We start from the raw sequence: 24,078 nt of genomic DNA, 5'->3' as shown, positions 1-24,078 counted from the left end.
GGCCGGTCACACGAAAGGGTGCAGTTAGATTTCCACCAGGCCGTTGGCAGTCTGGAAAGTCACGGACATGATGCCGGGAGTGCCATTGGGTGCCACCCACTGCACAACAACCTCATCGAGCGGCTCGGTCGCCGGCGTGCCCAGCCATTCAGCAATCCGGTCGGGGGACCCTGCAATGGTCAGCGAATCGAGGCGCACTGTAGCGGGTCGGGCCTGTGAGGGGTGCAGGGCCTCAGTACCGTCGTCCCACCGCAACATATAGGGGACCTGGGGATCAGCGATCAGCCCCTTGATGCCAATCTGCTGCCAGGTGAGCTCCTGACCGTCAGGAAATTTGCGGTTGCCCGGGACGGCGCTACGACCGAGGCGTTCCTCGAAGGGGGCCAGATCATCCACAGCAACACACCAACCCATCCAGCCGCCGCCAGCCTCGGACCGGGCGCGAACCGCCTGGCCGAAGGGAGCTTTGTCGGAAGCCGGGTGGTTCAGCACCTCAACAACTTCGAGATATTGACCGTTCAACATCGGGAAAATCATGTTCCTGGTGCCGAAGCGGGGATGCACACCACCCTTCACCGGGTCGACGCCGAGGGCATCGGCGATCCTCCCCGCAGTTGCTACGAGGCCGTCGGGTTCACAAGCATATGAGACATGGTCCAAGCGCATGGCCCTAGTTTGGCACTTTGTGATCTGTGTCTCGACTTAGGGGACCCTTACCGACGAAAAAGCGTCTCACGCCACCCCGGGCAGCCATCAGAACGATGATCAGCGCCGTGACCTGGAAGAAGCCACCCAGGTACACCGCATCGCCGAAGAGGAACGCCACCAGCTGGAGCACCAGGAGTTTGCTTCCGGGAAGCACCAGCAGCAGGGCCCCACCATTGATCACCCGGGGGAGAACCCGCTCAGCCGTACGGACGCGGGTCAACAGGGCCTTCTTCACCCGCATCACCAGTTCGAGCACCAGCTTCAGCAGCGCAGCGGTCAGCAACGCCAGGGTGAACGTCTCGGAAATCACCGCGGGAAACAGTTGAATGAACAGACCCAGGACGACGAGGTAGACAAATACATCGACGAGATCGATTGGGCGGATCCGCATGGCGCAAGCTTATCGGGCTGCTGGGGGTAGATCAGGGTCTTTCTTGCCACGGACGTTCAGATACACGGACGTTCACATATTTGCGTCGAAGCTGCGTTTTCGGGTTATCTAGGAACAGGTCACGAGTGCCAGCACGGAGCGGAACACCCCGCTCCACCAAGCCCCGGCTTGCTGGACGGCAACCCTCCTTCGCGGTGGGGTGCCCCGGGTGACGACCAGGCGGCGGACAGGGTGTCCGGCGCAAGCGCGGATTCCGAGGTGGGCGATACCAGTGACAACTATTCACACCGCACAACAGGACCGGGCCCAGGTGACACCTGACGGCGTCGTCCGCTCACTCGGTCTGGGCCCCTTCACCTGTGAAACCGGGGGGCACCTGCCCGAGGTTACGCTCGCCTATGAAACCTGGGGCACCCTCAACGACGATGGGTCCAATGCCGTCCTGATTCAGCATGCACTGACCGGCAGCTCCCATGTTGCCCGCGGCGATTCGACCGAAGACGGTTGGTGGGACCAGCTGGTGGGCCCCGGCAAAACCATCGACACCACCAGGTATTTTGTCGTATCCATCAATATGCTCGGCGGCTGCTATGGCTCCACCGGACCTGCGTCAGCGGACCCCGACGGCGTCCCCTGGGGCTCCCGATTCCCCTACCTCACGGTCAGGGATTCGGTCCGGGCCGAGGCCCTCCTGGCTGATGCGCTCGGAATCGATCGGTGGCACTCGGTGATCGGGGGGTCGCTCGGCGGCGCGAGGGCTCTGGAGTGGGCTCTGGTGTACCCGGAGCGGGTCGAACGGTGCGCAGTCATCGCCTGCACTGCCGCAAGCTCGGCAGAGCAGATTGCCTTCGCCCAGGCGCAGCTGCAGGCTATCCGGTTGGACCCGGGATTCGCCGCGGGGGACTACTACCCGGGCACAGGCCCGGTCGCCGGGCTCGGGCTGGCCCGGCGCATCGCCCACATCACCTACCGGTCCGAGCCGGAGCTGGAGCACCGCTTCGGTCGGGCGGCACAGGGTGCTGAGACACCCTTCGGCTCGTCGGACCCGGCAGCCCGGGGCAGATTTCAGGTGGAAAGCTACCTTGACCATCAAGCCAGCAAGCTGGTGGAACGGTTCGACGCCAACAGCTATCTGGTGCTGACCGAAGCACTCATGGGGCATGATGCCGGCCGGGACCGCGGTCCCCTGCACCTGGCGTTGCGGGATGCCACCGCCGAGTTCTTCATCGCAGCGGTTGACTCGGACCGGTTGTATTTCCCCAGCCAGTCCCACACCCTGGCACAGGCCTTGCCGGGGGAGGTGCCCGTCCACACGATCGTCTCACCGATCGGCCACGACGCCTTCCTGACCGAGATCCACCAGCTCGATCAACGCCTGCGGGAAGCCTTCTACACCGATCACTAGTGAATGACCGGGGCTTAGCCGCCAACGCCGGGGGGCATCCCGGGGCCAAAGATCGGAGCGGCATCGGGCCTTTTCGCCAGCACCCCGTCGCCCGAGGACTGGCGGCGGAGCCGGCGCAGCACCCAGGGGACGAAATACACCTTCGCCCACACCAGGTCCTCCGTCCGCGCGGCGCGCCAGCTCTGATGGGGCAGCGGCTGCGGTTCGAGCGGCGTCAGGGAATGGGGTACCGCGAGGGTTTCCAGCACCATCATGGCAATGGTGTGATGACCCAGCGGGGAAAAGTGCAACCGGTCTCCATCCCACATCTGCGGGTTCACCAGCTGCCGGAGCGCCCACATGTCTGCGATCAGGGCGTCATGCCGGGCGGCGATGATCCTCAGGTTCTCGTTGAAAATTGCCGTCCTGGACCTGAAGTTGCCCAGCACCGAATCTCTCGCGTCGGGGCCGGCGAACAGGACCACCGTCGCCTGATCCGCGCTGAGCGCCTCAACGGCACCATCCAGCCGGGCCGCCAGCTGGTCCGGGTCGCCACCCGGCCGGATCAGGTCGTTGCCGCCAGCCGAGATGGTGATCAGGTCCGGTTTCAAGGCCAAAGCCGGTGCAACCTGTTGGTCCACGATCTGGTGCAGCAGCCGGCCACGAACGGCGAGGTTGGCATATGCGAAATCTTCCCGGCTCCTGCTGAGTTCTTCGGCGACCCGGTCGGCCCACCCCCTGTTGCCGCCCACGCTCTCGGGATTCGGGTCACCAATGCCCTCGGTGAATGAGTCACCGAGGGCAACATAGCGGGTCCACGGATGCGGGATACTGTTCGCCACGCTGCTCTCTGGCATGCTGTCGTGAGGATCGGCCGGGGTGTCGGGCGTCAGGTACAGGTTCCGGTTCATCCTTCTATCCTGTTACAGACCGATACTGAACGCGACCCTCCGCGCGTGAAAGACTAGGTCAATGACTCTTTCGGAATCACCCCACCTGCCAGCCGCCGATCACGCCACCGCGCCTGCCTGGGATCCCGTGGTCCTGTGGTCGCGCCCCGCGGCGGAACGCGAGGGTACCGCCCTGCTCGTCATGTTCCACGGACATCTTGCCAATGAGGAAGACCTCATGGGCTTAGTCGACCATCTGCCGCCCAACCTCACGGTCGCCTCCGTGCGGGCCCCCCACGCGATGGGGCCAGGGTTTACCTGGTTCCCCCTCACCCAGGACACCGGATACTCGGTGGATCTGGTGACTGACACCGTCGCCAAGGTAGCCGGCTGGCTCGACTCGGTGAAAGCCGGGCATACCAGCGTGTCCCTGCTCGGCTTCTCCATGGGAATGGCCGTCGCCACCACCCTGCTGCGTCACCGCCCCCGCGACTTCACCGCCGTCGTCGGGCTCTCAGGGTTTGTGGTGCCAGCCGAGGGCAGCCAGTTCTTCAATGACGACGACGCCGCAGCGCACCCGGTGCCGCTTTTCTGGGGGCGCGATCAGGAGGATCCGGTGATCACTCCCGACCGGATTGAATTCACTCACCGCTGGGCTGTCGCACACACGAACCTCACCAAGGTGCTGTATGCGGGCATCGCCCACAGCATCAGCATGCGTGAGCTTGCCCACGTCAAGGAATTCCTCGAGCTGACAGTTTTCGGGATTGAACCGCAGCCTAACCGCCGTTAGCGGTCTCACGGGTGATAGTGACCGAGGCGCCATTCACGGTTACCACGTCGCCTGGATGGAGCTGCGCGCCGCGGCGCTCCTCGATGGCCCCGTTGACTTTCACGAGGCCGTTATCCACCAGCTCCTTGGCCTGCGCGCCGTCCTCAGCCAGATTGGATAGCTTCAGCAGCTGACCCAGCCGGATCATGTCATCAGTAATGGGGATGGTGTGGCCGACGGTCGGGTCGCTTTCCGGGGATTGGTTCATGGCTCCATTCTGCCCGACCCTGCCGGTCTCGGCGGCATGGCTCCGAATCTCTTGATCCGTTCGACTGGTCCCAGGACGCGGGCCAGCCTGCCATAGGATCAATGGGTGTCACACCACCCCCGGCTTCCCCTGTTCCTCGGCCTGCTGCTCGCCGTCTCAGCCGGCGTGGCAATTCCCCTGCAGGGGAGAATCAACGGCGCCCTCGGCACACACCTCAACGATGGGGTTGCCGCAGCGCTGGTCAGCTTCAGCACCGGCCTCGTCCTGATGGTGATCATCACCCTCGTGCTGCCGCGGGGGCGGGCCGGTTTCCGGCAGATACTTCCCTCGGTGCGGGAGCGGCGGTTCCCGCCCATCTATCTTGCCGCTGGCACCATCGGCGCGTTCTTTGTTTTCTCCCAGTCCCTGACCATCGGTGTTCTGGGGGTGGCGCTCTTCACGGTAGCGGCAGTGATGGGCCAGACCCTCAGCGGCCTGCTCGCCGACCGTGCAGGCATCGGGCCGGCAGGGAAACGACCGCTGACCGTGATGCGATTGATTGGCACGGCGCTCGCCGTCGCTGCCGTGGTCTGGGCGGTGTCACCCCGGTTCGGTGCCACCGGCGACCTCAGCAGCTGGCTGATACCGGTGCTGCTGCCAATCCTGGCCGGATTCCTCATCAGCTTCCAACAGGCCATGAATGGCACCGCGTCGGTTCACTATGGGACCCCAATCATCGCCACCCTGATCAATTTCATCTCCGGGGCGTCGGTCCTGCTGCTCGCCTGGCTGATCAAAATTCTCATCGCCGGGCCGGGCGCGGCCCTGCCCACCGAGTGGTGGTATTACCTCGGCGGCCCGCTGGGATGCGTCTTCATCGGGCTGGGAGCGGTGCTGGTCCGGAGCCTCGGCGTCCTGCTCACCGGTCTGGGGATGATCGCAGGCCAGCTGGTCGGTTCCCTGGCCCTCGACCTGGTCTTCCCGACCCCGGGCACCGTGGTGGAACTCGCCACCGTGGCGGGCCCCATCCTCACCCTCATCGCCATTGTGCTGACCACCTTGCCCTGGCCGAGACGGGCGCTCCGGGTACGCTGATCAGCCGACCCCAGATGCCTTGACCTGGGCAGTTGACCCGGGTAGTTGACCGGAGCAGCCGATACACCCCGGCAGCCGATACGCCTCGGTAGGCTAAGGTTGTACCTTCGATTCGAGCAGGCACCCAGCCCCTGTTTTGGAACCCCTCACCGGGACCATTCACCGGAACCAGGAGCTGAACCTCAGCCCTGCCGGACACCACCACGGACCGCACCCAGCGGCCTGTAGAAATGGAGAACCACCTTGGCCAAGAACCAGTCCGCACTCGACCCCATCATTTCCCTCGCGAAGCGCCGCGGGTTTGTCTTCCAGGCGGGGGAAATCTACGGCGGATCACGGTCAGCCTGGGACTATGGTCCCCTCGGCGCCGAGTTGAAGGAAAACATCAAACGCCAGTGGTGGCAGTCAGTGGTTCGCGGGCGCGACGACGTCGTCGGCCTGGATTCCTCCGTGATCCTCCCGCGCAAGGTCTGGGAGGCATCCGGCCACGTCGAGGTGTTCAGCGACCCCCTGGTGGAATGCCTCAGCTGCCACAAGCGGTACCGGGCCGACCACCTCGAGGAAGAATATGAGGAAAAGAAGGGCCGCGCCGCCGAAAACGGGCTCAAGGACATTGCCTGCGCCAACTGTGGCACCCGCGGGGAATGGACGGAACCGCAGGAGTTCTCGGGACTGCTGAAAACCTTCCTGGGCCCCGTCGCCAACGAGGAAGGCATGCACTACCTGCGGCCGGAAACCGCCCAGGGCATTTTCGTGAACTTCAACAACGTCCTCAACACCTCCCGCAAGAAGCCGCCCTTCGGCATCGGCCAGATCGGCAAGAGCTTCCGCAACGAAATCACCCCGGGCAACTTCATCTTCCGCACCCGCGAGTTCGAGCAGATGGAGATGGAATTCTTCGTCGAGCCCGGCACTGATGACGAGTGGCACGAGTACTGGATCAAGAACCGCATCGACTGGTACGCGGACCTGGGCATCAAGCCGGACAACCTGCGGCTGTTCGTGCACCCGCTGGAGAAGCTCAGCCACTACTCCAAGGGCACCACCGACATTGAGTACCGGTTCGGGTTCCAGGGTTCGGAGTGGGGCGAGTTGGAGGGCATTGCGAACCGCACCGACTTTGACCTGTCCACCCACTCGAAGCACTCCGGTACCGACCTGAGCTACTTCAACCAGGGCACCAACGAGCGGTACACACCGTATGTGATCGAACCCGCTGCTGGCCTGACCCGGTCCTTCATGGCCTTCCTGGTGGATTCCTACACCGAGGACGAAGCACCCAACTCCAAGGGTGGCGTCGACAAGCGCACCGTCCTGAAGCTTGACCCACGCCTCGCGCCGGTCAAGGCTGCCGTGCTGCCCTTGAGCCGCAACGAGGATCTGTCGCCGAAGGCGAAGGATCTTGCCGCGCAGTTGCGCCGGAACTGGAACATCGACTTCGACGACGCCGGCGCCATCGGCCGTCGCTACCGTCGCCAGGATGAGATCGGCACCCCGTTCTGCATCACCGTGGATTTCGAGACCCTGGACGACCAGGCCGTCACCATCCGGGAACGCGACACCATGGCCCAGGAACGCGTTTCCCTCGACAAGGTTGAGGGTTACCTGGCCGCCCGACTGATCGGCTCCTGATGGTGCTGAACTACCGTGAATGGCGCGACGGGGACGACCTTGAGCTGATCCAGCTCTGGGGCGGACCCGAGAACGCGCAGGTCGAGCAGGCCAGGGCACTGTTCCGTCCGTCATCGAACACCCCGTGGCTGCGCTGCATTGTGGCCGAAGACGTGGTGGGAACCGGTACAGCGGGAGACGGTACGGGCGTTCCGGTCGCCGCAGCGTATGTCTTTGAACCGAAGCTCCACAACCAGCGGCTGTGGGCCTACATTGAGGTCGCGGCGGACCACCGCCGCACCGGGGTGGGGTCCACGCTGCTGGCGATGCTGCGTCATGAGGCGGGCGGGTCGCCGTCGGGCGCCACCCAGTTGCGGGCTAAGGTGATTCCCGGCAGCACTGGCGCGGATTTCGCCACGGCCTCAGGGTTCGGGCAGATCCAGCGGTCGCGGATCGTCAAGGTGGAGCCCGGTGCGCTGTCGCTGCCGGTCTTCGACGACGCTGGTGGCCCGCAGCTGGACGAAGCGGCGACCGGATCGGTTGAACTGACCACCGCCGTCGCCGCCTGGTACAACTCGGTGCACGCGTGGGATCCGGCGGACATGACCCTGGGCCAGGCCCAGCAGTATCTTCTTGCCGACTCCACCGGGGCCGGGGGAGCAGTGGTGCTCAGGGACAAGCCGCAGGCCGACGGCGGGAAGATCGCCGCGTTCGCTGTCAGCTACACCCAGACCCGGACCGATGATCCAGCCGACGTACTGGTTGGCTACGACCCCGACCTCGCTCCGGCGGAGCAGGAAGCCGCGGTAGCGTCCCTGCTGGCGATGCTGGTGCACCAGTTCCCGGTACTGCTTGAGGTGGATGATTCGATGACCGCCCTCGTCAACGTGGTCGAGCCGCTCCTGGCGATGGGATCAGCATCGGTCAGCGCACCGGAAACCCAGGTGATCAGCGACTAGCGACTGGACCTGAACAGTGAGATAAGGCGGGCCCAGACTTGAACTGGTGGGCCCGCCTTATCTCATACGGCTACTGACGCTCGTGCCGCCCGGTGGCCTTGTCGTGGGCGTCGGCCGCGATGCGTTCCTCCTCGGTCATGGCGCCGCCGCCCAGGGGAGCGGGATGCCACCACGCGCCGGGTTCGGGGACCAGCGGGAAGTTGGCGATACCGCGGTCAATGCCGTCCTGCAGTTCGGCCCGCAACTGCTCGGTCTCCTTGACGACGTCGGCATCCGCGCCGTGCCAGATCGGCGGACTGATGTGGACCCGCACGGGTGCCCTGAAGATTGCTTTGAGGGACAGCTTGTGGCCGCGGCTCATGAACCGGTGAGACCCCCACACGGACATCGGAAGGATCGGCACACCAGCCTCTGCTGCCAGGCGGACCGCACCGGTTTTCAGTTCACGGACGGTGTAGCTGCGGCTCACTCCGGCCTCGGGCAGGATTGCCACATACTCGCCGGCCTTCAGCTTCTCCAACGCACCCTGATAGGCGGCGCTGCCCGCGCTGCGGTCAACGACCACGTGCCCTGCCGCTCTGATCGCCGGTCCGGCGAACCAGTGTGCCGCCGCACCCTTGGTGACGAGGAACCGCATCTGGGCGCGGGCATGCCGCCACAGCACCAGTTCGGCGAACGCAAAATCGAGGTACCCGAAATGGGTGATCGCCACCACCGCTCCCTGGCCCGGGACCGGACGCCGTGACCGGCCGTTCAGCGGACCCGCAGGCAGGAGGTTCTCCTGACCGGACACAATGACCCGAATGCGGAACACAAACCGGAGCGCCTGTCCGGTGTGCACAATCATGCGATAGAAACGGTCATTGGGCTGGGGCTGCCAGCGCCCGATTTTCTCAGTGAGTCGACTCATGATGATGCACCTCTTCCGGGCTTGGGTGGCAGCGGGAAGAATCCGCTGGTGTTCTCGATGTATTCGCGGTAGCCGGGGCGGGTGCTGAGCCGCTTCTCCGTCAGGGGCTTGCCTGTCTTGTTGGAAAGGGTCCAGAACATCAGGGCGGGGGAGAGGATGGTGAGCACTCCGGGCCAGGAATCAGCCGATACCAGGAACAGGCCCACCCAGACGGCTGCGTCACCGAAATAGTTGGGGTGCCGGGTATAGCGCCACAGGCCCCGGTCCATCACCTTGCCCTTGTTCGCCGGATTGTTCCGGAATGCGGCCATCTGGTAGTCCCCGCTTGATTCGAAGTAGAACCCGACCAGCCAGATCACAGCGCCGACCCAGGCCAGCCAGCCCAGGGGGCCGGTGGCGAACATTCCTACCTGAAGGGGCAGCGACACGAAGAGCATCACCACACCCTGCGTCAGGTAAATCTTTCGCAGGGCATAAATGTTGCGGGAGCCCGGCGCCTTGCTGAGCATGTCCTCGTACCGTGGGTCCTCGGCGCCGTCGCGGGCCCGCCACCCGATGAATCCGGCCAGCCTCAGCCCCCACGCAGCGGTGAGGAGCAACAGCAGCCAGCGGCGGGCGTCGTCGCCGGCTGCGTCCACCGAAGTCTGGGCAGAGGTGACGAACGTGATCGCCGCGATCACCACAAACCCCAGCCCCCACGCCGTGTCGATCACCGAGTGGCGCTTCTGCACCTGGGCCATCGCGAAGGTGGCAGCGAGGAGCACGACGACGCCGAGCGCCGCCCAGCCGAAGCCGCCGAGGAAGCTGAGAAACGGGAATTCGGGCATCATTCACCTTCAGGGTGGTAGGGGGCAGTCCGTTAGACGGTGATGGAGAGGGGCTGGTCGCCGACCAATAGATCGCGGGCGGGCAGGGTGCCGTCCGGATGGATGGCGGCTCCGGTGTCCTCGGTGAAGGACTTCAGGACGAAGGAGGCAGTGAGTTCGTGCCAGAGCCGTGCTTTTTTGACCATGAAATGCCCAGCGCTGCGAACCGTGACGTAGTGCAGGTCCGTCGCCAGTGAACGGGCACGGTGCGCATAGCGGAGGGACTGCCGGTGGGATGTCCAGCGGTCCGAGTCGCCGTGCAGGATCAGGACGCGTTTGCCGGCGACGGGATCGGCGGGGGTGGTCTCGCTCAGCCAGGGAGCCAGGGACGCGACCGCGCGGACCTCGGGATCGTCGGCCACACAGAGGGCAACCAGGCCACCCATCGAATGCCCGACCAGATAGACGGGGACTCCCGGATGCCGGTCACGGATCGCGGCCAGCGCCCAGCGGGCATCATGCAACGGCGACATTTCCTGACCGTTCCACCCCCTGACGCTATTGCGGAGGGACCACACTGCCAGGCCGTGATCCTTGCCGCGGCTGTGGACCAGCGCGGCGAAGGGAACCATCCGCACCGGACTCAGGTGTCGGGCACGGACCGGTTCGAAGCTGTTCGCCCGGCCGCCGTGGAGCACCAGGACCACACCCTTCACCGGGCCTGTCGCCTTTCGAACAGTCACCACTGGCGCATGCGCAACGGTTCCGGCGGGAACCTCATCCGATTCACTAAACCGTTCTTTCATCTGCCCTTTTCCATCTGCCGCGGGTTGTTGTTCCAAACCTTGGGTCTAGCTTATGTCGCGGTCCGGGACCGTTTTGTCCCCGCGTAGAATTCCGTAGAGCACCGAACCAGTGCGTTGAACCTCATCAAGGACAGCTAGGAACCTCGTGGGCCACAGCCACACTCATGACACAGGCAATTCGGAGCCAAGCCCAGCAACGATTGGCGCACGGAAACGCGCAAATCTGTTGCTCGCCACCATCCTGGTTCCGATCGGTGTCCTGACAGTGATCGGCATGATGTTGCTGTGGCCCAGCGGCGACCGCAGCAGCGTCACCATCTCCAATCCCTATGCCACCGCCGACGGCGTTTCCATCGACGTCGGGCAGGTGGAACGGGTCTCGGAAGAAGACTGCCCCTCGTCCCAGCCCACCGTCGATGCGGGCGGGGAGGCGCTGCAGTGCCAGGTCGCCTACACGGCGCCCGACGCCGGTGGCGCCCTCGTTCCGGTGGAGGTCACGCCCGAGCTGGCCCGCGCTGGCGCGGTCGAGGCCGGGGACAAAATCCGGTACCTGAACCTGGACGGAGTGATCCAGGGAGGCAGCGCCCCCTACATTTTCATGGACTTCGTCAGGACGGTGCCGATGATGTGGCTCGCCGTCCTCTACGCCGTGGTTGTCGTTGCGGTTGCGCGGTGGCGGGGGCTGCGGGCAATGATCGGCCTGGTCGGTGCCCTGGTGGTGTTGGGACAGTTCATCCTGCCGGGTCTGGTGGAGGGGAAGCCTCCGCTGCTGCTGGCCCTGGTGGGGTCGGTGGTGATCATGATCGGGGTGCTGTACTTCGCCCACGGCTTCTCCGCGAGGACCTCAACGGCGCTGCTTGGCACCCTGTTCGGGCTCTCTATCACTGCCCTGCTGGCGGCCTGGGCGACCGAATCCATCTACCTCTTCGGGGTGGGCGACGAAAATGCCTACGCCCTGGTCAACTCCTCGGGGGAGGTGTCGATCTCCGGAATCATTATGTGCGGCCTGATCATTTCCGGGCTGGGCGTTCTCAACGATGTGACCATCACGCAGTCGTCAGCGGTGTGGGAACTCTACGAGCTGGCCCCCAACACGTCGTCCCGGAGGCTGTTCTCCGGCGCCATGCGGATTGGGCGCGACCACATCGCCTCCACGGTCTACACCATCGCCTTCGCCTATGCTGGTGCCGCACTGCCGCTGCTGATCCTGGTCTCGCTGTATGACCGCACGTTGCTGGAAAACCTCACCAGCGGAGAGCTCGCCGAGGAGGTGGTGCGCACCCTCGTGGGCTCGATCGGCCTGGTGCTGGCCATCCCCGCCACTACCCTGATCGCGGTGGTGGTGGTCAAGGCGGTGGGTATCCGTCAGCACACCGTGGCCGCCGGCGCCGGTCAGGTATCGGGCGGGGTGTCCGCCGGAAGCGCAGCCAGCCTGCCCGGCGGTGACCTCGTGAGTGTCGCTCCGGAGGGCGGCGACGTCGAGACCCGACAGTCGCGGCGGGACCGTGATGCACGCGGGGGTGAATAGCGAGGGGCTGTGGCGCTTCCCGATTTGCCTCAGCTTGCGACAATAGACACGTGACTGTTGTATCAACCCTGCCCGCCGACACCCGACTGGACCTGCCCCCGCTGCAGCTCGGCAACATTACCGTGAAGACCCCGGTGGTCCTCGCGCCGATGGCCGGTATCACCAATACCGCGTTCCGCCGCCTGTGCCGCGAATACGGCGGCGGCCTGTATGTCTCCGAGATGGTGACGTCCCGTGCCCTGGTGGAGCGCAACCCCGAGTCCCTGCGGATCATTTCGCACGACGACGACGAAGCGGTCCGCTCGGTCCAGCTCTACGGCGTCGACCCGGTCACGGTGGGCGCCGCCATCAGGATCCTCGTCGAGGAGGATCGCGCCGATCACATCGACCTCAACTTCGGCTGCCCGGTACCCAAGGTCACCCGGAAGGGTGGCGGCGCCGCACTGCCGTGGAAGCTTGACCTGTTTACCGGCATCGTGCAGACCGCGGTCCGTGAAGCGTCGAAGGGTGAGATCCCTCTCACCATCAAGATGCGCAAGGGGATCGACGAGGATCATCTGACCTTCCGCGAAGCAGGCAAAATTGCCCGCGACAGCGGAGTCGCCGCGGTTGCCCTGCACGGGCGCACCGCCTCCCAGTTCTACTCCGGCAAAGCCGATTGGGATGCCATCGCCGAGCTCCGCGAAGCCCTGCCGGACATTCCGGTGCTGGGCAACGGCGACATCTGGTCGGCCGAGGACGCCATCCGCATGGTCCGCCAGACCGGCGTCGACGGCGTCGTCATCGGGCGCGGTTGCCAGGGCAGGCCCTGGCTGTTCGGCGACCTGATGAACGCCTTCGAGGGAGACAGCACCCGGCATCAGCCCGGCCTCGGCCAGGTGGCCGACACCGTCTACCGCCACGCCGAGCTCCTGGTCGACACCTTCGGCAACGAGATGATGGCGCTGCGGGACATCCGCAAGCACATGGCCTGGTACTTCAAGGGCTACGTGGTCGGCGGAGAACTGCGCGCCAAACTGGCCGCCGTCCCCACCCTTGAGGTGCTGCGTGGGCTGCTGGCCGAGCTCGACGCCGAGTCACCGTACCCAGGCGCCGACGCCGAGGGTCCGCGCGGGCGTGCCGGCAGCCCCAAGAAGACCTCCCTACCCCAGGACTGGCTGAATTCCCGCGCCCTCAACGATGCACAGCAGGCGGACATTTCCGCCGCGGAAGTGGATGTTTCAGGTGGCTGAACCGAGTTTCCCGCATGCGCCAGTCACGGCCGGGTACACCGACGCCGACATGCAGCGGTGGGTGGACGAGCCCGCCAAGAGCACCCACCGGTCCCATTTCGAGCGTGACCGTGCCCGGGTCCTGCACTCCTCGGCGTTGCGGCGCCTTGGCGCCAAAACCCAGGTGGTCGCCCCGGACACCGACGACTTCGTGCGCACCCGCCTCACCCACAGCCTCGAAGTGGCGCAGGTGGGCCGCGAGCTGGGCCGGGCGCTCGGCTGCGACCCGGATATCGTCGACGCCGCCTGCCTGGCCCACGACCTCGGCCACCCGCCGTTCGGCCACAACGGCGAATCGACGCTGAACGACCTCGCCCACTCGGTCGGCGGATTCGAAGGTAACGCCCAGACCCTGCGGCTGCTGACCCGGCTGGAACCGAAGGTCATCCGGGCGGACGGCACCCCAGCTGGCCTTAACCTCACCCGCGCCAGCCTCGACGCGGCGTCGAAGTATCCGTGGACCGCTGCCAACGCGCCGGTACTCCAGGGGCAGCGCACCTCAAAGTTCGGTGCATACGAGGACGACCTGCCGGTCTTCACCTGGCTTCGCGACGGCGCGCCCGCCGGCCAGTCCTGCCTGGAAGCGCAGGTCATGGACCTTGCCGACGATATTTCCTACTCGGTGCACGACGTCGAAGACGCGATCGTTGCCGGACATTTCCAGCTCAAACAGCTGGACAGCTCGGACACGCGCGCCCGGGTGGTCGGCTACACCCAGCAGTGGTACCTCCCGCACAGTGACCCGGCTGCCATCGACGCCGCCCTGACCCGGCTTGAAGCCACCGATGTGTGGGTCCGTGACGCGGACGGCAGCAGACGCTCGATGGCGGCGCTGAAAAACATGACCAGCCAGCTCATCGGCCGGTTCTGCCTCAGCGCGCTGGCCGCCACGCGGGCCATCTACGGACACGCTCCCCTCACCCGGTACCACGCGAAAATGGTGGTACCCGAGGAGACCGAACTCGAAATCGCGGTCATGAAGGGCCTCGCCACCACTTTCGTCATGACCTCTGAACGGCGCCAACCCGTCTACGAACGGCAGCGCGAGGTGCTCAGTTCCCTGGTGGCGCAGATGGCTGCGGCGGGGGACAGGTTCCTCGAACCCACCTTTGCCGCCGACTGGCAGGACGCGCCCGACGACGACGCGCGGCTTCGGGTGGTGATCGACCAGGTGGCCTCACTCACCGATGCGTCGGCGCTGTCCCTCCACCGACGGGTCGTCGGACCGGTCCCGTCCCTCTGGTAGACGCGAGGGCTGACTCCTCCTGCACAGCTGAGCCCCGCGGAACCTCACAGCACCGGTGACGCATAGACTGTTTTCATGGCCGGACTCATCAAACGCGAAGACATCGATGAGGTACGCCAACGCACTGACATCAAGGAGATCGTCGACGGCTACGTCACGCTCAAGTCTGCCGGTGTTGGATCCTACAAGGGCCTCTGCCCGTTCCACGACGAGCGATCGCCGTCGTTCCACGTCCGCCCCCAGATGGGCTCCTACCACTGCTTCGGCTGTGGTGAGGGCGGGGATGTCATCTCCTTCGTCCAGAAGATGGACCACACCTCGTTCTCCGAGACCGTCGAAAAGCTAGCCTCGCGGATTGGTTTCGAACTTCGCTATGAGGACGGTGGAACCGGGCCCCGCCGCGAGGACATTGGCAGGCGCCAGCGCATGCTCGACGCCCACAAGATCGCCGCCGAGTTCTACCGCGAACAACTCCTCACCCAGGGCGCGGCCGCAGGACGGCGGTTCCTGCAGGAACGCGGGTTCGACCGGGCCGCCGCCGAACAATTCGGGGTGGGCTACGCGCCGCAGGGCTGGGACGGCCTCCTGACCCATCTCACCGGCAAAGGCTTCACCCAGGACGAGCTCAAGCTCACCGGCATGTTCAGCGTCTCCGCCAACAACGCCCAACGGATCTATGACCGGTTCCGCGGCCGGCTGATCTGGCCCATCCGCGACATCACCGGAGACACCGTCGGGTTCGGCGCCCGGAAACTGTACGAGGAGGACCAGGGGCCCAAATACCTCAACACCCCCGAGACCTCGCTCTACCGCAAATCCCAGGTGCTCTACGGCATCGACCTCGCCAAACGGGAGATCGCCAAATCGCGTCAGCTCGTGGTCGTCGAGGGCTACACCGATGTGATGGCGTGCCACCTCGCCGGGGTCGGCACCGCCGTCGCCACCTGCGGCACCGCCTTCGGCGCCGATCACATCAAGATTGCCCGCCGGCTTCTCTCCGACGATGGATCCGGTGGCGAGGTGGTCTTCACCTTCGACGGTGACGCGGCCGGCCAGAAGGCGGCCCTCCGCGCCTTTGAGGAGGATCAGCGGTTCGTCGCGCAGACCTATGTGGCGGTGGAGGCCAGCGGCGCCGATCCATGTGAGCTCCGCCAGACCAAGGGCGACGACGCCGTCCGCGGCCTGATCTCCTCCCGCAGGCCACTCTTCGAATTCGCCATCAAGGCCTCCTTCGGCAACTACGATCTGTCCACCGGTGAAGGCCAGGTCAACGCGCTGCGGCACGCGGCGCCGATCGTCGCCAGGATCCGGGATGTGTCGCTGCGGTCCATTTACACCCGGGAGCTGTCCCGCTGGCTGGGAATGCAGTTCGTGGGAGAGGACCAGGTGGCCCGGGCGGTGGCGACCGCAGCGAGGAAGGGTACCGGGGTAGCGGGCGGTACCGGCAGCGGATCCGGGAGCGCATCGCGGGAGCACGCTGCGTCGTCGTCGGCTCAGGGTGCAGCCGATGGGTCGGCTGGCGCAGAGTCAGGTGGCGACGTCGAGCAGTTCCCCCGGCCGGATCCGAAGGACCCGATTGGCAGGATGGAACGCGAGGTCCTCGAGGTGGTCCTGCAGTACCCGAACCTTCTCGAGCCGACGCACTGGGAGCGGTTCGCCGAGTCGGGGTTCTCAGTGCCCGTCTACGCGGCACTGAAGGACGCTGTGCAGGCCGCGGGTGCCGCTGGGGTGGAGCCTGCGCAGTGGGTGGAACGGGTCCGGCAGGAGGTCCCTGAGGTGCTGCGCGGCCTGGTCACGGAGCTGGCCGTCACGCCGCTGCCGTCGAAGGCCGAGGATGCCCTCGCCCTCTACAGCAGGGATATCGTGAACCGGCTCTACGAGCTGCGCATTACCCGGCTCAAGGCCGAGATGCAGGGAAAGCTGCAACGGGTCGACGCCGCCGCCGACCCCGAACAGTACGTCCAGCTGCAGCGGGACCTGCTGGAACTGGAAATGCGCCGTCGCCAGCTTCGCTCCGACTGAGGTTCCACCGGGATCCGCTGGGTGAAACAAGCCAATTTCACTTACCCGCACTTGGTATGTAAAGTTGTATCTGCTGCTTTCCTCCGTAGCTCAATTGGCAGAGCATTCGACTGTTAATCGAAGGGTTACTGGTTCAAGTCCAGTCGGAGGAGCCACCAAACCCCTTCCCACCAGCTTCGTGCTGGCGGGAAGGGGTTTTCTTTTTGTCACGCACAACGTCGCGCGAAGCGTATTCTGAAGCAATGGAACAAGACAGCAAACTGATCTTAGTCACCGGCGCTACCGGCTACATCGGCGGCCGTCTGGTGTCCCGTCTCGTCGCCGAAGGACACACGGTCCGTGTGCTGGTCCGGTCACCACAGAAACTCAAGGACGTCCCCTGGAGTTCCTCGGTGGAGGTAGTGGAGGGCGACCTCGAAGATGAGGGGTCACTCAGGGAAGCCTGCGCTGGAGTCGACACCCTGTACTACCTGGTGCACTCGATGGGAATGGGCAAGGGCTTCGAGACCAAGGAGTCGAAGATCGCCTCGATGGTCTCGAGCGCGGCGACCGCGGCCGGCGTCGTGCGGATGGTCTATCTGGGTGGACTGCACCCGGCGGATGTCGAACTATCCACCCACATGCGCTCCCGTGAGGAGGTGGGCCGCATCCTCCTGGAATCCGGAACGCCAACCATCGCGTACCAGGCAGGTGTGGTGATCGGATCCGGCTCGGCGTCGTTCGAAATGATCAGGCACCTCTCCGATGTCCTGCCGGTGATGCCCGCCCCCAAGTGGGTGCTGAACCGGATTGAGCCCATCGCCGTTCGCGACGTCCTTCACTACCTGATCGGTGCGCTGACGCTGCCCCCTGATCTGAACCGGACCTTCGACATCGGGTCCCGGAACGTGCTCTCCTACGCCGAGATGATGAACCAGTATGCAGTCGAGGCAGGTCTGCGGCGTCGCAAGATTCTGGCGCTGCCGGTGCTGACCCCCCGGTTGGCTGGCCACTGGGTTAATTTGGTCACTCCCATTCCGCGCGTGATGGCGATGCCACTCATCGAGTCGCTCCAGCATGATGCGATCACCGCGGAACACGACATCGACAACTACATTCCGGTGACCGACGGCGGCTTGACTGACTACCGCACGGCCGTCGATCTGGCGCTGGGCAAGGAACGGGGCGGAGAGGTGGAGACCAGCTGGGCGGGAGCCTCCCGGGTCGACAGTGCGGCCGATCCGCTGCCCACCGACCCGGAATGGGCTGGGCACACCGTCTTCACCGATGTGCAGGTCTACAAGTCCAAAGCCTCCCCGGAGCGGCTCTGGAAGGTCATTGAGGGAATCGGCGGGGACAACGGCTGGTATTCGCTTCCCGTCGCGTGGGCCGCGCGAGGGTGGATGGACAAGCTGGTGGGCGGCGTGGGACTCCGCCGGGGCCGCCGCCACACCGACCAGCTACTCACCGGCGACGCACTGGATTTCTGGCGGGTCGAGGAAATCGTCCGCGGCGAGCGCCTGCGCTTGCGCGCCGAAATGAAACTACCCGGCCGCGCCTGGCTGGAATTGTCTGTGCGCCCCGACGGCACCGGCAGCGAGTACACCCAGCGTGCGGTGTTCTTCCCGAAGGGGCTCCCCGGTCGGTTGTACTGGTTGGGCGTGCTGCCCTTCCACGGGACCATCTTCAAGTCGATGGCCCGCAACATTTCCAGCAAAGCTGAGCGCAGCTAAACCCGACCGGAACTCTTATCCCGGCCCGCCCCTGCCTAGCCCAGGGGCGGGACGGTCCGCGGCCTGACGACAGTCCACAGGAACACCACTCCGGCGCCGATGCAGACAGCCATCACGCCGCCCATACTGGTAGCGGAAACCCCGAGAAGTCCGACGACCGGTGAAATCGCCCCGGCCAGACCGAAGGTGACAGCGCCCAGCAGCGACGCCGCAGTGCCAGCCTGGGCGCCGTGGTTGGCCAACGCCAGCACCTGGACACAGGGGAACGTGAACCCGGCCGACATGATGTAGAACCAGAGCGGCACCATGATCCCCCACAATCCGAGCCCCAGCTGTGCGAACAGGATGATGAGCAGGGACATCAGCAGCATCGACGCCGTGGAATAAACCATCACCCACTGGGGGCCGATCCGGCGGATCACCCGTGCACTGATCTGCACCCCCGCCACAATGCCCAGCGAATTCACCGCAAACAGCAGCCCATACTGCTGCTCGCTGAAGTTGTAGGTGCCCTGGAAGAGGAAGGGAGACGCTGAAAGGTAGGAAAACAGGCCGGAGAAGTTCATCCCGCCCACCAGCAGAACGCCGATGAAAATCCGGTCGGTAAGAACCGCCCGGTAGCGTTGCAGGGCGGTGGCCCCTGAGCTGCCGCGCCGATCCGCGGGGAGGGTTTCAACCAGGAACACCGACACCGCAAGGATAACCAGCAGCCCGTAGCCGGCCAGGAACCAGAAGATGCCCGGCCACGGCATGACGAGCAGCAGTTGCGATCCGATAACCGGCGCGAAAATGGGAGCGAGCCCATTGACCAATGCCATGTAGGAGAGCATCCTGACCAACGGATACCCGCTGAACAGGTCCCTGAGCATTGCCATTGCCACCACGCCACCGCCAGCAGCACCCACGCCCTGCAGGACACGAAACACCATCAACGTGGTGATGTCGGTAGCCATGGCCGCTCCAAGCGAGGCTAGGATGTGGACGCTGGTGGCGAGAATCAGGGGAAGCCGGCGTCCCACCTTGTCGCTGAGCGGGCCGACGATCAACTGGCCGACGGCGAATCCAACGATGGTGCCGGTGAGCGTCAACTGGACCGCAGCTTCGGTGACGCCGAGGTCGCTCTGCAACGACGGGAACGCCGGAAGATAAAGGTCGATGGTGAAGGGGCCCAGCGCGGTCAGGGACCCGAGGATCACTACGTACATCAGCTTTTGCCGTCGGGAAAGTGAAGCGCCGGGGTGGATTACTGTGCTCACTGGTGCCTATCCGACCAAGGGTTTACCCTTGCGTCACGGGTGGCCCGTGGGCCTCGAATAGATGTTTGTGCGAGGGCGCGCTGATTCTCGTCTGAAAAGGGGGAGGGACAACGCACCACGCTGTCGTCAGTTCCATCTTAGGTTGCCTTGGCAAACGGAAGGCACTAAGTCTGCTTGCTATTGAAGTAGGCTTACACAGATTCGGCTTTAGCCACTCAATGGTAATTTTAGGAAAAGGTTTACGCAGCTTGCAGGTACGCTCACGCGACCTGTTAGACGAGGGATGGAGGCAGAGCTATGGATAGTTCCGCTAGCACACGTGGCACAGGGACTTCGAGCAAGCCGTCAGTCTTCGGACTGATCAAGCTATTGGGAAGGCTCACACCGCGCCAGTTCGGTGACGAAGTCACCATGGCGCTGGAGCAGATGAAGCAGAAAGGCATCAAGGCGGGGATCGCAGCAGCGTTCCTCGTGGTGGCGGTCGTCTTCCTGGCCTTCCTCGCCGTCGCGCTCATCGCCGCAGCGATCCTCGGACTGGCCACCATCATGGATGGCTGGCTGGCGGCGTTGCTGGTTGCCGGTGTATTCCTCATCGTCATCGCTATCACCGCGCTGATCGGTGTGTCCCGGTTCAAGAAGGCGCTGCCCCTGCTGCCGGAGGAAGCCATCCGCGGCATCCGCTACGACATCGGTGTCCTTCGCGAGGGTCGCAGCTTCGATCCGGCAACCCTTGATGTCAAGAAGCCCAAGGAAGAAAAGCCCAAGGACGAGGCCGACGACGCCAAGCCCAAGGAGCCGACGCCGTCGTACGGCGAATTGCGCCGCCGCTCAGGTACCCGACGCGACCACCTTGCCGACCTCCGCGACGATCTGGGCCGCGAACTCGACTTCAAATCACGCTGGAACCAGGCCAAAACATCGGCGAAGACCGGCGCCAACCGGCTCGCCGAGCAAGCCAGGTCCGTGGTGCCCCCGCGCACGCCTGCCGCACCCCGCGAGCACCCCCACAACGTCACCCTGGCCGATCGGTGGAAGCCCCTCTCCGTCGTCGCAGGCTCGGTGACCGCCATTATCGTCATGGTGCGGAAACTGGTTTCCCGCTAGCAGACCCTCGCCCGATCCGGGGCACAGGTCCGGGCGGGCCCGCTCTCCCTGCATAATGGTGGGGGGAGGGAATAGTGATCAGACTCATTGGGGCCGGTGCCAGACCAGGACGCGAAAACGACGTTCTGGCGACCTTCTGGACGCTGCCCAATATCATCACGGTCATTCGGTTCCTCGGGGTTCCGTTGTTCGTGTTCCTCATTGTGCAAAACGAGGACGCCCTGGCCGTCATCACCCTCGTGGTCCTTGGCTCCACCGACTGGATCGACGGGTATATCGCTCGCCGGTTCAACCAGGTGTCGGTCGTCGGCAAATGGCTGGATCCGATCGCGGACCGGACGGCTCTGATCGTCATTGCGGTGGTCTTTGTGGTGGATGGTATTGCCCCCGCATGGCTGGTGTGGGCCATCGTCATTCCGGACGCCATCCTCATCGTCAACGCGCTCATCCTCTTCCGCGGTCCGCTGCACCTACCGGTCACCAATATTGGGAAGATCCGCACCGCCCTGTTGCTGATCGGCTCGCCGATGCTCCTGCTGCACCGTGTGCCGGGCTTTGATCAGCCGTGGCTGTTCGTCACCGCGCACGTCCTGCTGCTGCTGGGCTGTATCGGCCACCTTCTTGCGTTCTACGGGTACTTCACTGCTGCGCACCGGAAGTACCGTTCGGACGGCAGGCCCAACGGATCGGCCCAGCCCGGGGCCGTTGATGCTCCCTAGCCGTCCCCTTTCCCATCACCGCCCCCGGTGCCCGAAGGGCGGCGCATGGTCTGGTTAGCCATTCTCCTGGCTCTCATCGGTGCCTGCTTCCTCGCCGTTGGCGCGCAACGCCAAGGCAGCGCCGTCAGGTCCAATACCGGCGGCCTGTCCCTGAACTCCAAGGGGTTCGTACGGCTCCTCCGCAACCCGCGCTGGGTACTTGGCCTGATCCTCCTGGGTATCGGGATGGCACTGAACGTGGTCGCCCTCAGCCTGGCAAGCCTCACAGTGGTGCAACCGATCGGTGCCATCGCGCTGGTGATCACCACGGTCGTCAATTCGAAGGATCAGGGCATCCGGATCAACCGGGCCACCGTCGTCGCCATTGCTGCCTGCGTGAGCGGAAGCGCGCTGTTCGTCCTGCTCGCCGTCAACGTGACCCGCAAAGACCATGAGGTGTTGCCGGAGCAGGAACTCGTCACGGTGCTCCTGTTGGCAGTCGCGGTTTCGGTGTTCGGTTCCCTCGCGGTCATGTTCCGTCGCCGGCTGGGCGCCTTCGCCTACATTCTGGGGGCGGGGGTGTTGTTTGGTTTCGTCGCGGTACTCACCAAAATTATCGCTACCCACCTTTTGGACTCCAATGGGCGGTTCCTGCTGAATGTGCCGCCCTACACCCTGGTGGCGATTGCTGTCGCTGCCGGCCTTGGTTCGTGGTTCGTGCAGAGCGCCTATGCCACGGGTCCGCCGGACCTCGTGATCGCCGGCTTGACAGTGATTGACCCGATCGTTGGTATCGCCATCGGCATCGTCATCCTGGGCGAGCTGGAACCCGACGTGGAATCGGTCATCGCAATTGCCATGGGAATGGCCGCGTTGGTTGCTATTGTGGGGGTCATCGCGTTGTCCCGGCATCACCCAGATGTGGTGCAACGCCAGAAGGAAGTACGACGACGGCGTTAGCTGAGGCCCATTCTGTCCAGCCGCCGGATCCGCCAGTTACCCACAGAGGAAACCCACAGTGAGCCACCCGGCCGAGAAATTGCCATTGACCATTCTGATCGCAGCAGAAACCTACCCGCCCAACATCAATGGGGCGGCGCAGTTCGGCTACCGGCTGGCAAAGGGAATGCACTCCCGCGGGCATGAGGTTCACGTCCTGGCTCCCAGCACCCAGAATGGCAAGAGCTTCACCGAAGCCGACGGCGAATGGCCCGTGCACCGGCTGAAATCCCATGCGGTTCCCACCCATGACTACTGGCGAATCTGCCTTCCCTGGGAGATCAAACGCGACATCAGCATGCTTTTTGATCGGGTACAGCCTGACGTCGTGCACATTCAGTGCCACTACATGGTGGGGGAGTACACCCTGTATGAGGCAGTGAAGCGCGGAATCCGCGTGGTTGCCACTAACCACTTCATGCCTGAAAATCTCAACCCGTTCCTGCCCTTCCCGGAGTGGTTCAAGAAAATTGTTGCCAAGAACTCCTGGCGTGACATGGGCAAGGTCATGGGCAAGGCCGCTGTGGTGACCACGCCGACCCCGTTGGCTGCCAAGGCCATGCATGAGCATGCGTTCCTTCGGAAGGTGGTCCCCCTCTCCAATGGCATTGACTCAGCCGCCTACGAATTGCAGCCCGGGGAGACGCTGGAACCCCGGGACCACCCGACGGTGCTCTTTGTTGGTCGACTCGCCGAAGAGAAACACGTTGATGTCCTGATTGACGCCGTCGCCAAGACTCCTCCAGCGCTCAACGTCCACCTTGAGATTGTGGGTGGCGGCGAGGTGAAAGCCGCACTCCAGGCACAGGTCGCCCGGCTAGGTCTTGGTGGGCGGGTCAGCTTCCGCGGACTGATCACCGATGAGGAGCTGCGGCAGGCTTATCTCCGTGCGGCGCTGTTCTGCCAGCCCGGAACGGCCGAGCTGCAGTCGCTGGTGACGCTGGAGGCGATGTCCGCTTCCACCCCCGTGCTGCTCGCCAATGCCATGGCTCTTCCCCACCTCGTGGACCACGGGGTCAACGGCTACTTGTTCACGCCGCACGACAGTACCGAGCTTGCCGATCGGATCACCCAAATCCTCAGCCTGCCACCCGCTGACCAGGACCGGATGGGCAAGGCTAGCCGTTCGATGGTCGATGTTCACTCGCTCACGGCCACACTTGCGACGTTTGAGGGCCTGTACTACGGCGAGTTGCTGGAATCCGAGGCGGTCTGACAGGCCACCGGCCGGGTGCCGCCAGGGGCAAGTTCGGCAAATGCTGCGGGGTCGTTAGAATACTTCGGTGTCGTTAGACTTACATAGTCGCTTCGGCGATCACTTCGCGGGGCTGTAGCTCAGCTGGTTAGAGCAGCGGACTCATAATCCGTTTGTCCTGGGTTCAAGCCCCAGCAGCCCTACCGAAAAAAGCCCTTGACCTGCGAAAACGCGGATCAGGGGCTTTTTGCTTTGGGAGTCTGAGGTAGGCATCCACCGGAAACCCACCGAATTCAATCCATGCGCTGACCAAACGCTGCGAGCAGAACGGTGTTGTCAGGCCGGTACAGGGCAGCCGAGGAGACACCGAAGTCCTTAGCGATCGTGGACAAGGGTGCTTCGTCCTTACGGGCGATCGCGACCACGTCTCGGCGGAACTCTTCGGGAAAGGCTTTAAGCATGAACCAT

The 24,078-nt window shown here is 64.5% G+C and carries 22 protein-coding genes, 2 tRNA genes, 1 pseudogene and 1 riboswitch; of the genes and pseudogenes, 16 read left to right on the top strand and 9 right to left on the bottom strand.

The annotated features are described in order from the left end of the window. Positions 1–24 precede the first annotated feature (24 nt). Together ACX80T_RS09005 and ACX80T_RS09000 are read right to left on the bottom strand one after the other, a co-directional pair. Entirely contained in the window at positions 25–666 is a 642-nt protein-coding gene (locus ACX80T_RS09005) for a VOC family protein (protein ID WP_019483543.1), read from the bottom strand. A gap of 4 nt (positions 667–670) precedes the next feature. Then, positions 671–1,099 (bottom strand): hypothetical protein, encoded by a 429-nt coding sequence (locus tag ACX80T_RS09000; protein ID WP_116778557.1) that lies wholly within the window; start codon positions 1,097–1,099, stop codon positions 671–673. Positions 1,100–1,216: 117 nt separating this feature from the next. Further along, positions 1,217–1,352, top strand: a riboswitch (SAM riboswitch). Positions 1,353–1,370: 18 nt separating this feature from the next. On the opposite strand from ACX80T_RS09000, the gene metX reads away from it, so the two are divergent. Beyond that, the gene (gene metX / locus ACX80T_RS08995; protein WP_459304213.1) at positions 1,371–2,504 is read left to right on the top strand and encodes a homoserine O-acetyltransferase MetX; all 1,134 of its coding nucleotides are present in this window, start codon (positions 1,371–1,373) and stop codon (positions 2,502–2,504) included. A 14-nt stretch (positions 2,505–2,518) separates the two neighbouring features. On the opposite strand, the gene ACX80T_RS08990 is transcribed toward metX, so the two are convergent. Then, entirely contained in the window at positions 2,519–3,340 is an 822-nt protein-coding gene (locus ACX80T_RS08990) for an SGNH/GDSL hydrolase family protein (protein ID WP_116778601.1), read from the bottom strand. Positions 3,341–3,455: 115 nt separating this feature from the next. Here ACX80T_RS08990 and ACX80T_RS08985 point away from each other — a divergent pair, with 115 nt between their 5' ends. Beyond that, a complete protein-coding gene (locus ACX80T_RS08985; RefSeq protein WP_019483539.1) occupies positions 3,456–4,166 on the top strand; it encodes an alpha/beta hydrolase in 711 nt (236 codons plus the stop codon). Here ACX80T_RS08985 and ACX80T_RS08980 read toward each other — a convergent pair. Continuing rightward, on the bottom strand, positions 4,153–4,413 hold the full coding sequence (locus tag ACX80T_RS08980) for an RNA-binding S4 domain-containing protein (protein ID WP_019483538.1): 261 nt from the start codon (positions 4,411–4,413) through the stop codon (positions 4,153–4,155). The genes ACX80T_RS08985 and ACX80T_RS08980 overlap by 14 nt on opposite strands. 105 nt (positions 4,414–4,518) lie before the next feature. Here ACX80T_RS08980 and ACX80T_RS08975 point away from each other — a divergent pair, with 105 nt between their 5' ends. The 3 genes from ACX80T_RS08975 (at position 4,519) to ACX80T_RS08965 (ending at position 8,057) form a co-directional block, all read left to right on the top strand. Continuing rightward, positions 4,519–5,487: a DMT family transporter gene (locus tag ACX80T_RS08975; protein ID WP_116778554.1), complete on the top strand. Its 969-nt coding sequence runs from the start codon at positions 4,519–4,521 to the stop codon at positions 5,485–5,487. Between the two features lie 243 nt (positions 5,488–5,730). After that, the gene (locus tag ACX80T_RS08970) at positions 5,731–7,119 is read left to right on the top strand and encodes a glycine--tRNA ligase (RefSeq protein ID WP_459304212.1); all 1,389 of its coding nucleotides are present in this window, start codon (positions 5,731–5,733) and stop codon (positions 7,117–7,119) included. Then, positions 7,119–8,057 (top strand): hypothetical protein, encoded by a 939-nt coding sequence (locus ACX80T_RS08965; RefSeq protein WP_019483535.1) that lies wholly within the window; start codon positions 7,119–7,121, stop codon positions 8,055–8,057. The genes ACX80T_RS08970 and ACX80T_RS08965 overlap by 1 nt, the downstream gene beginning before the upstream one ends. Positions 8,058–8,127: 70 nt before the next feature. Here the strand turns inward: ACX80T_RS08965 and ACX80T_RS08960 are convergent, their stop codons facing one another. Genes ACX80T_RS08960 through ACX80T_RS08950 form a run of 3 tightly spaced genes read right to left on the bottom strand, consistent with a single transcriptional unit; the run spans position 8,128 to position 10,579 of the window. Continuing rightward, positions 8,128–8,967 (bottom strand): lysophospholipid acyltransferase family protein, encoded by an 840-nt coding sequence (locus ACX80T_RS08960; RefSeq protein WP_116778552.1) that lies wholly within the window; start codon positions 8,965–8,967, stop codon positions 8,128–8,130. Beyond that, positions 8,964–9,794 carry a DUF1295 domain-containing protein gene (locus ACX80T_RS08955; RefSeq protein ID WP_459304211.1) on the bottom strand — a complete coding sequence of 277 codons (831 nt, stop codon included), beginning with the start codon at positions 9,792–9,794 and terminating at the stop codon, positions 8,964–8,966. Before ACX80T_RS08955 ends, ACX80T_RS08960 begins: the two co-directional genes overlap by 4 nt. Positions 9,795–9,826: 32 nt before the next feature. After that, complete coding sequence (locus ACX80T_RS08950) at positions 9,827–10,579, bottom strand: alpha/beta hydrolase (protein WP_459304210.1); 753 nt, start codon at positions 10,577–10,579, stop codon at positions 9,827–9,829. 145 nt (positions 10,580–10,724) lie between these two features. Between ACX80T_RS08950 and ACX80T_RS08945 the strand changes: the two genes are divergently transcribed. The 6 genes from ACX80T_RS08945 (at position 10,725) to ACX80T_RS08920 (ending at position 18,358) form a co-directional block, all read left to right on the top strand. Further along, positions 10,725–12,107, top strand: a complete 1,383-nt coding sequence (locus tag ACX80T_RS08945; protein ID WP_459304209.1) for a YibE/F family protein — start codon at positions 10,725–10,727, stop codon at positions 12,105–12,107. A 50-nt stretch (positions 12,108–12,157) separates the two neighbouring features. Further along, positions 12,158–13,339, top strand: a complete 1,182-nt coding sequence (gene dusB / locus ACX80T_RS08940) for a tRNA dihydrouridine synthase DusB (RefSeq protein ID WP_116778548.1) — start codon at positions 12,158–12,160, stop codon at positions 13,337–13,339. Next, on the top strand, positions 13,323–14,624 hold the full coding sequence (locus ACX80T_RS08935) for a deoxyguanosinetriphosphate triphosphohydrolase (RefSeq protein WP_019483529.1): 1,302 nt from the start codon (positions 13,323–13,325) through the stop codon (positions 14,622–14,624). Before dusB ends, ACX80T_RS08935 begins: the two co-directional genes overlap by 17 nt. Before the next feature lie 75 nt (positions 14,625–14,699). After that, the gene (dnaG, locus tag ACX80T_RS08930; protein WP_459304208.1) at positions 14,700–16,646 is read left to right on the top strand and encodes a DNA primase; all 1,947 of its coding nucleotides are present in this window, start codon (positions 14,700–14,702) and stop codon (positions 16,644–16,646) included. A 79-nt stretch (positions 16,647–16,725) separates the two neighbouring features. Then, positions 16,726–16,801, top strand: a tRNA-Asn gene (locus ACX80T_RS08925). An 87-nt stretch (positions 16,802–16,888) separates the two neighbouring features. Beyond that, positions 16,889–18,358: an SDR family oxidoreductase gene (locus ACX80T_RS08920; protein WP_459304207.1), complete on the top strand. Its 1,470-nt coding sequence runs from the start codon at positions 16,889–16,891 to the stop codon at positions 18,356–18,358. Positions 18,359–18,393: 35 nt separating this feature from the next. Here ACX80T_RS08920 and ACX80T_RS08915 read toward each other — a convergent pair whose 3' ends face one another. Beyond that, the gene (locus tag ACX80T_RS08915) at positions 18,394–19,563 is read right to left on the bottom strand and encodes a multidrug effflux MFS transporter (RefSeq protein ID WP_019483526.1); all 1,170 of its coding nucleotides are present in this window, start codon (positions 19,561–19,563) and stop codon (positions 18,394–18,396) included. Between the two features lie 348 nt (positions 19,564–19,911). Here ACX80T_RS08915 and ACX80T_RS08910 point away from each other — a divergent pair, with 348 nt between their 5' ends. From ACX80T_RS08910 to ACX80T_RS08890, 5 genes are all read left to right on the top strand, one after another. After that, entirely contained in the window at positions 19,912–20,718 is an 807-nt protein-coding gene (locus ACX80T_RS08910) for a phage holin family protein (RefSeq protein ID WP_459304206.1), read from the top strand. A gap of 74 nt (positions 20,719–20,792) precedes the next feature. Continuing rightward, positions 20,793–21,437, top strand: a complete 645-nt coding sequence (locus tag ACX80T_RS08905; protein ID WP_116778543.1) for a CDP-alcohol phosphatidyltransferase family protein — start codon at positions 20,793–20,795, stop codon at positions 21,435–21,437. Positions 21,438–21,482: 45 nt separating this feature from the next. Beyond that, complete coding sequence (locus tag ACX80T_RS08900) at positions 21,483–22,376, top strand: DMT family transporter (RefSeq protein WP_019483523.1); 894 nt, start codon at positions 21,483–21,485, stop codon at positions 22,374–22,376. Positions 22,377–22,434: 58 nt separating this feature from the next. Beyond that, complete coding sequence (locus ACX80T_RS08895) at positions 22,435–23,631, top strand: glycosyltransferase (RefSeq protein WP_116778542.1); 1,197 nt, start codon at positions 22,435–22,437, stop codon at positions 23,629–23,631. 108 nt (positions 23,632–23,739) lie between these two features. Further along, positions 23,740–23,813, top strand: a tRNA-Ile gene (locus tag ACX80T_RS08890). 138 nt (positions 23,814–23,951) lie between these two features. Here the strand turns inward: ACX80T_RS08890 and ACX80T_RS08885 are convergent. Next, positions 23,952–24,071, bottom strand: a pseudogene (locus tag ACX80T_RS08885) (transposase); the annotation flags it as partial. Between the last annotated feature and the right edge of the window lie 7 nt (positions 24,072–24,078).

The organism is Arthrobacter sp. Sr33 (assembly GCF_054511195.1).
This window is presented reverse-complemented; position numbering and strand designations above follow the sequence as displayed.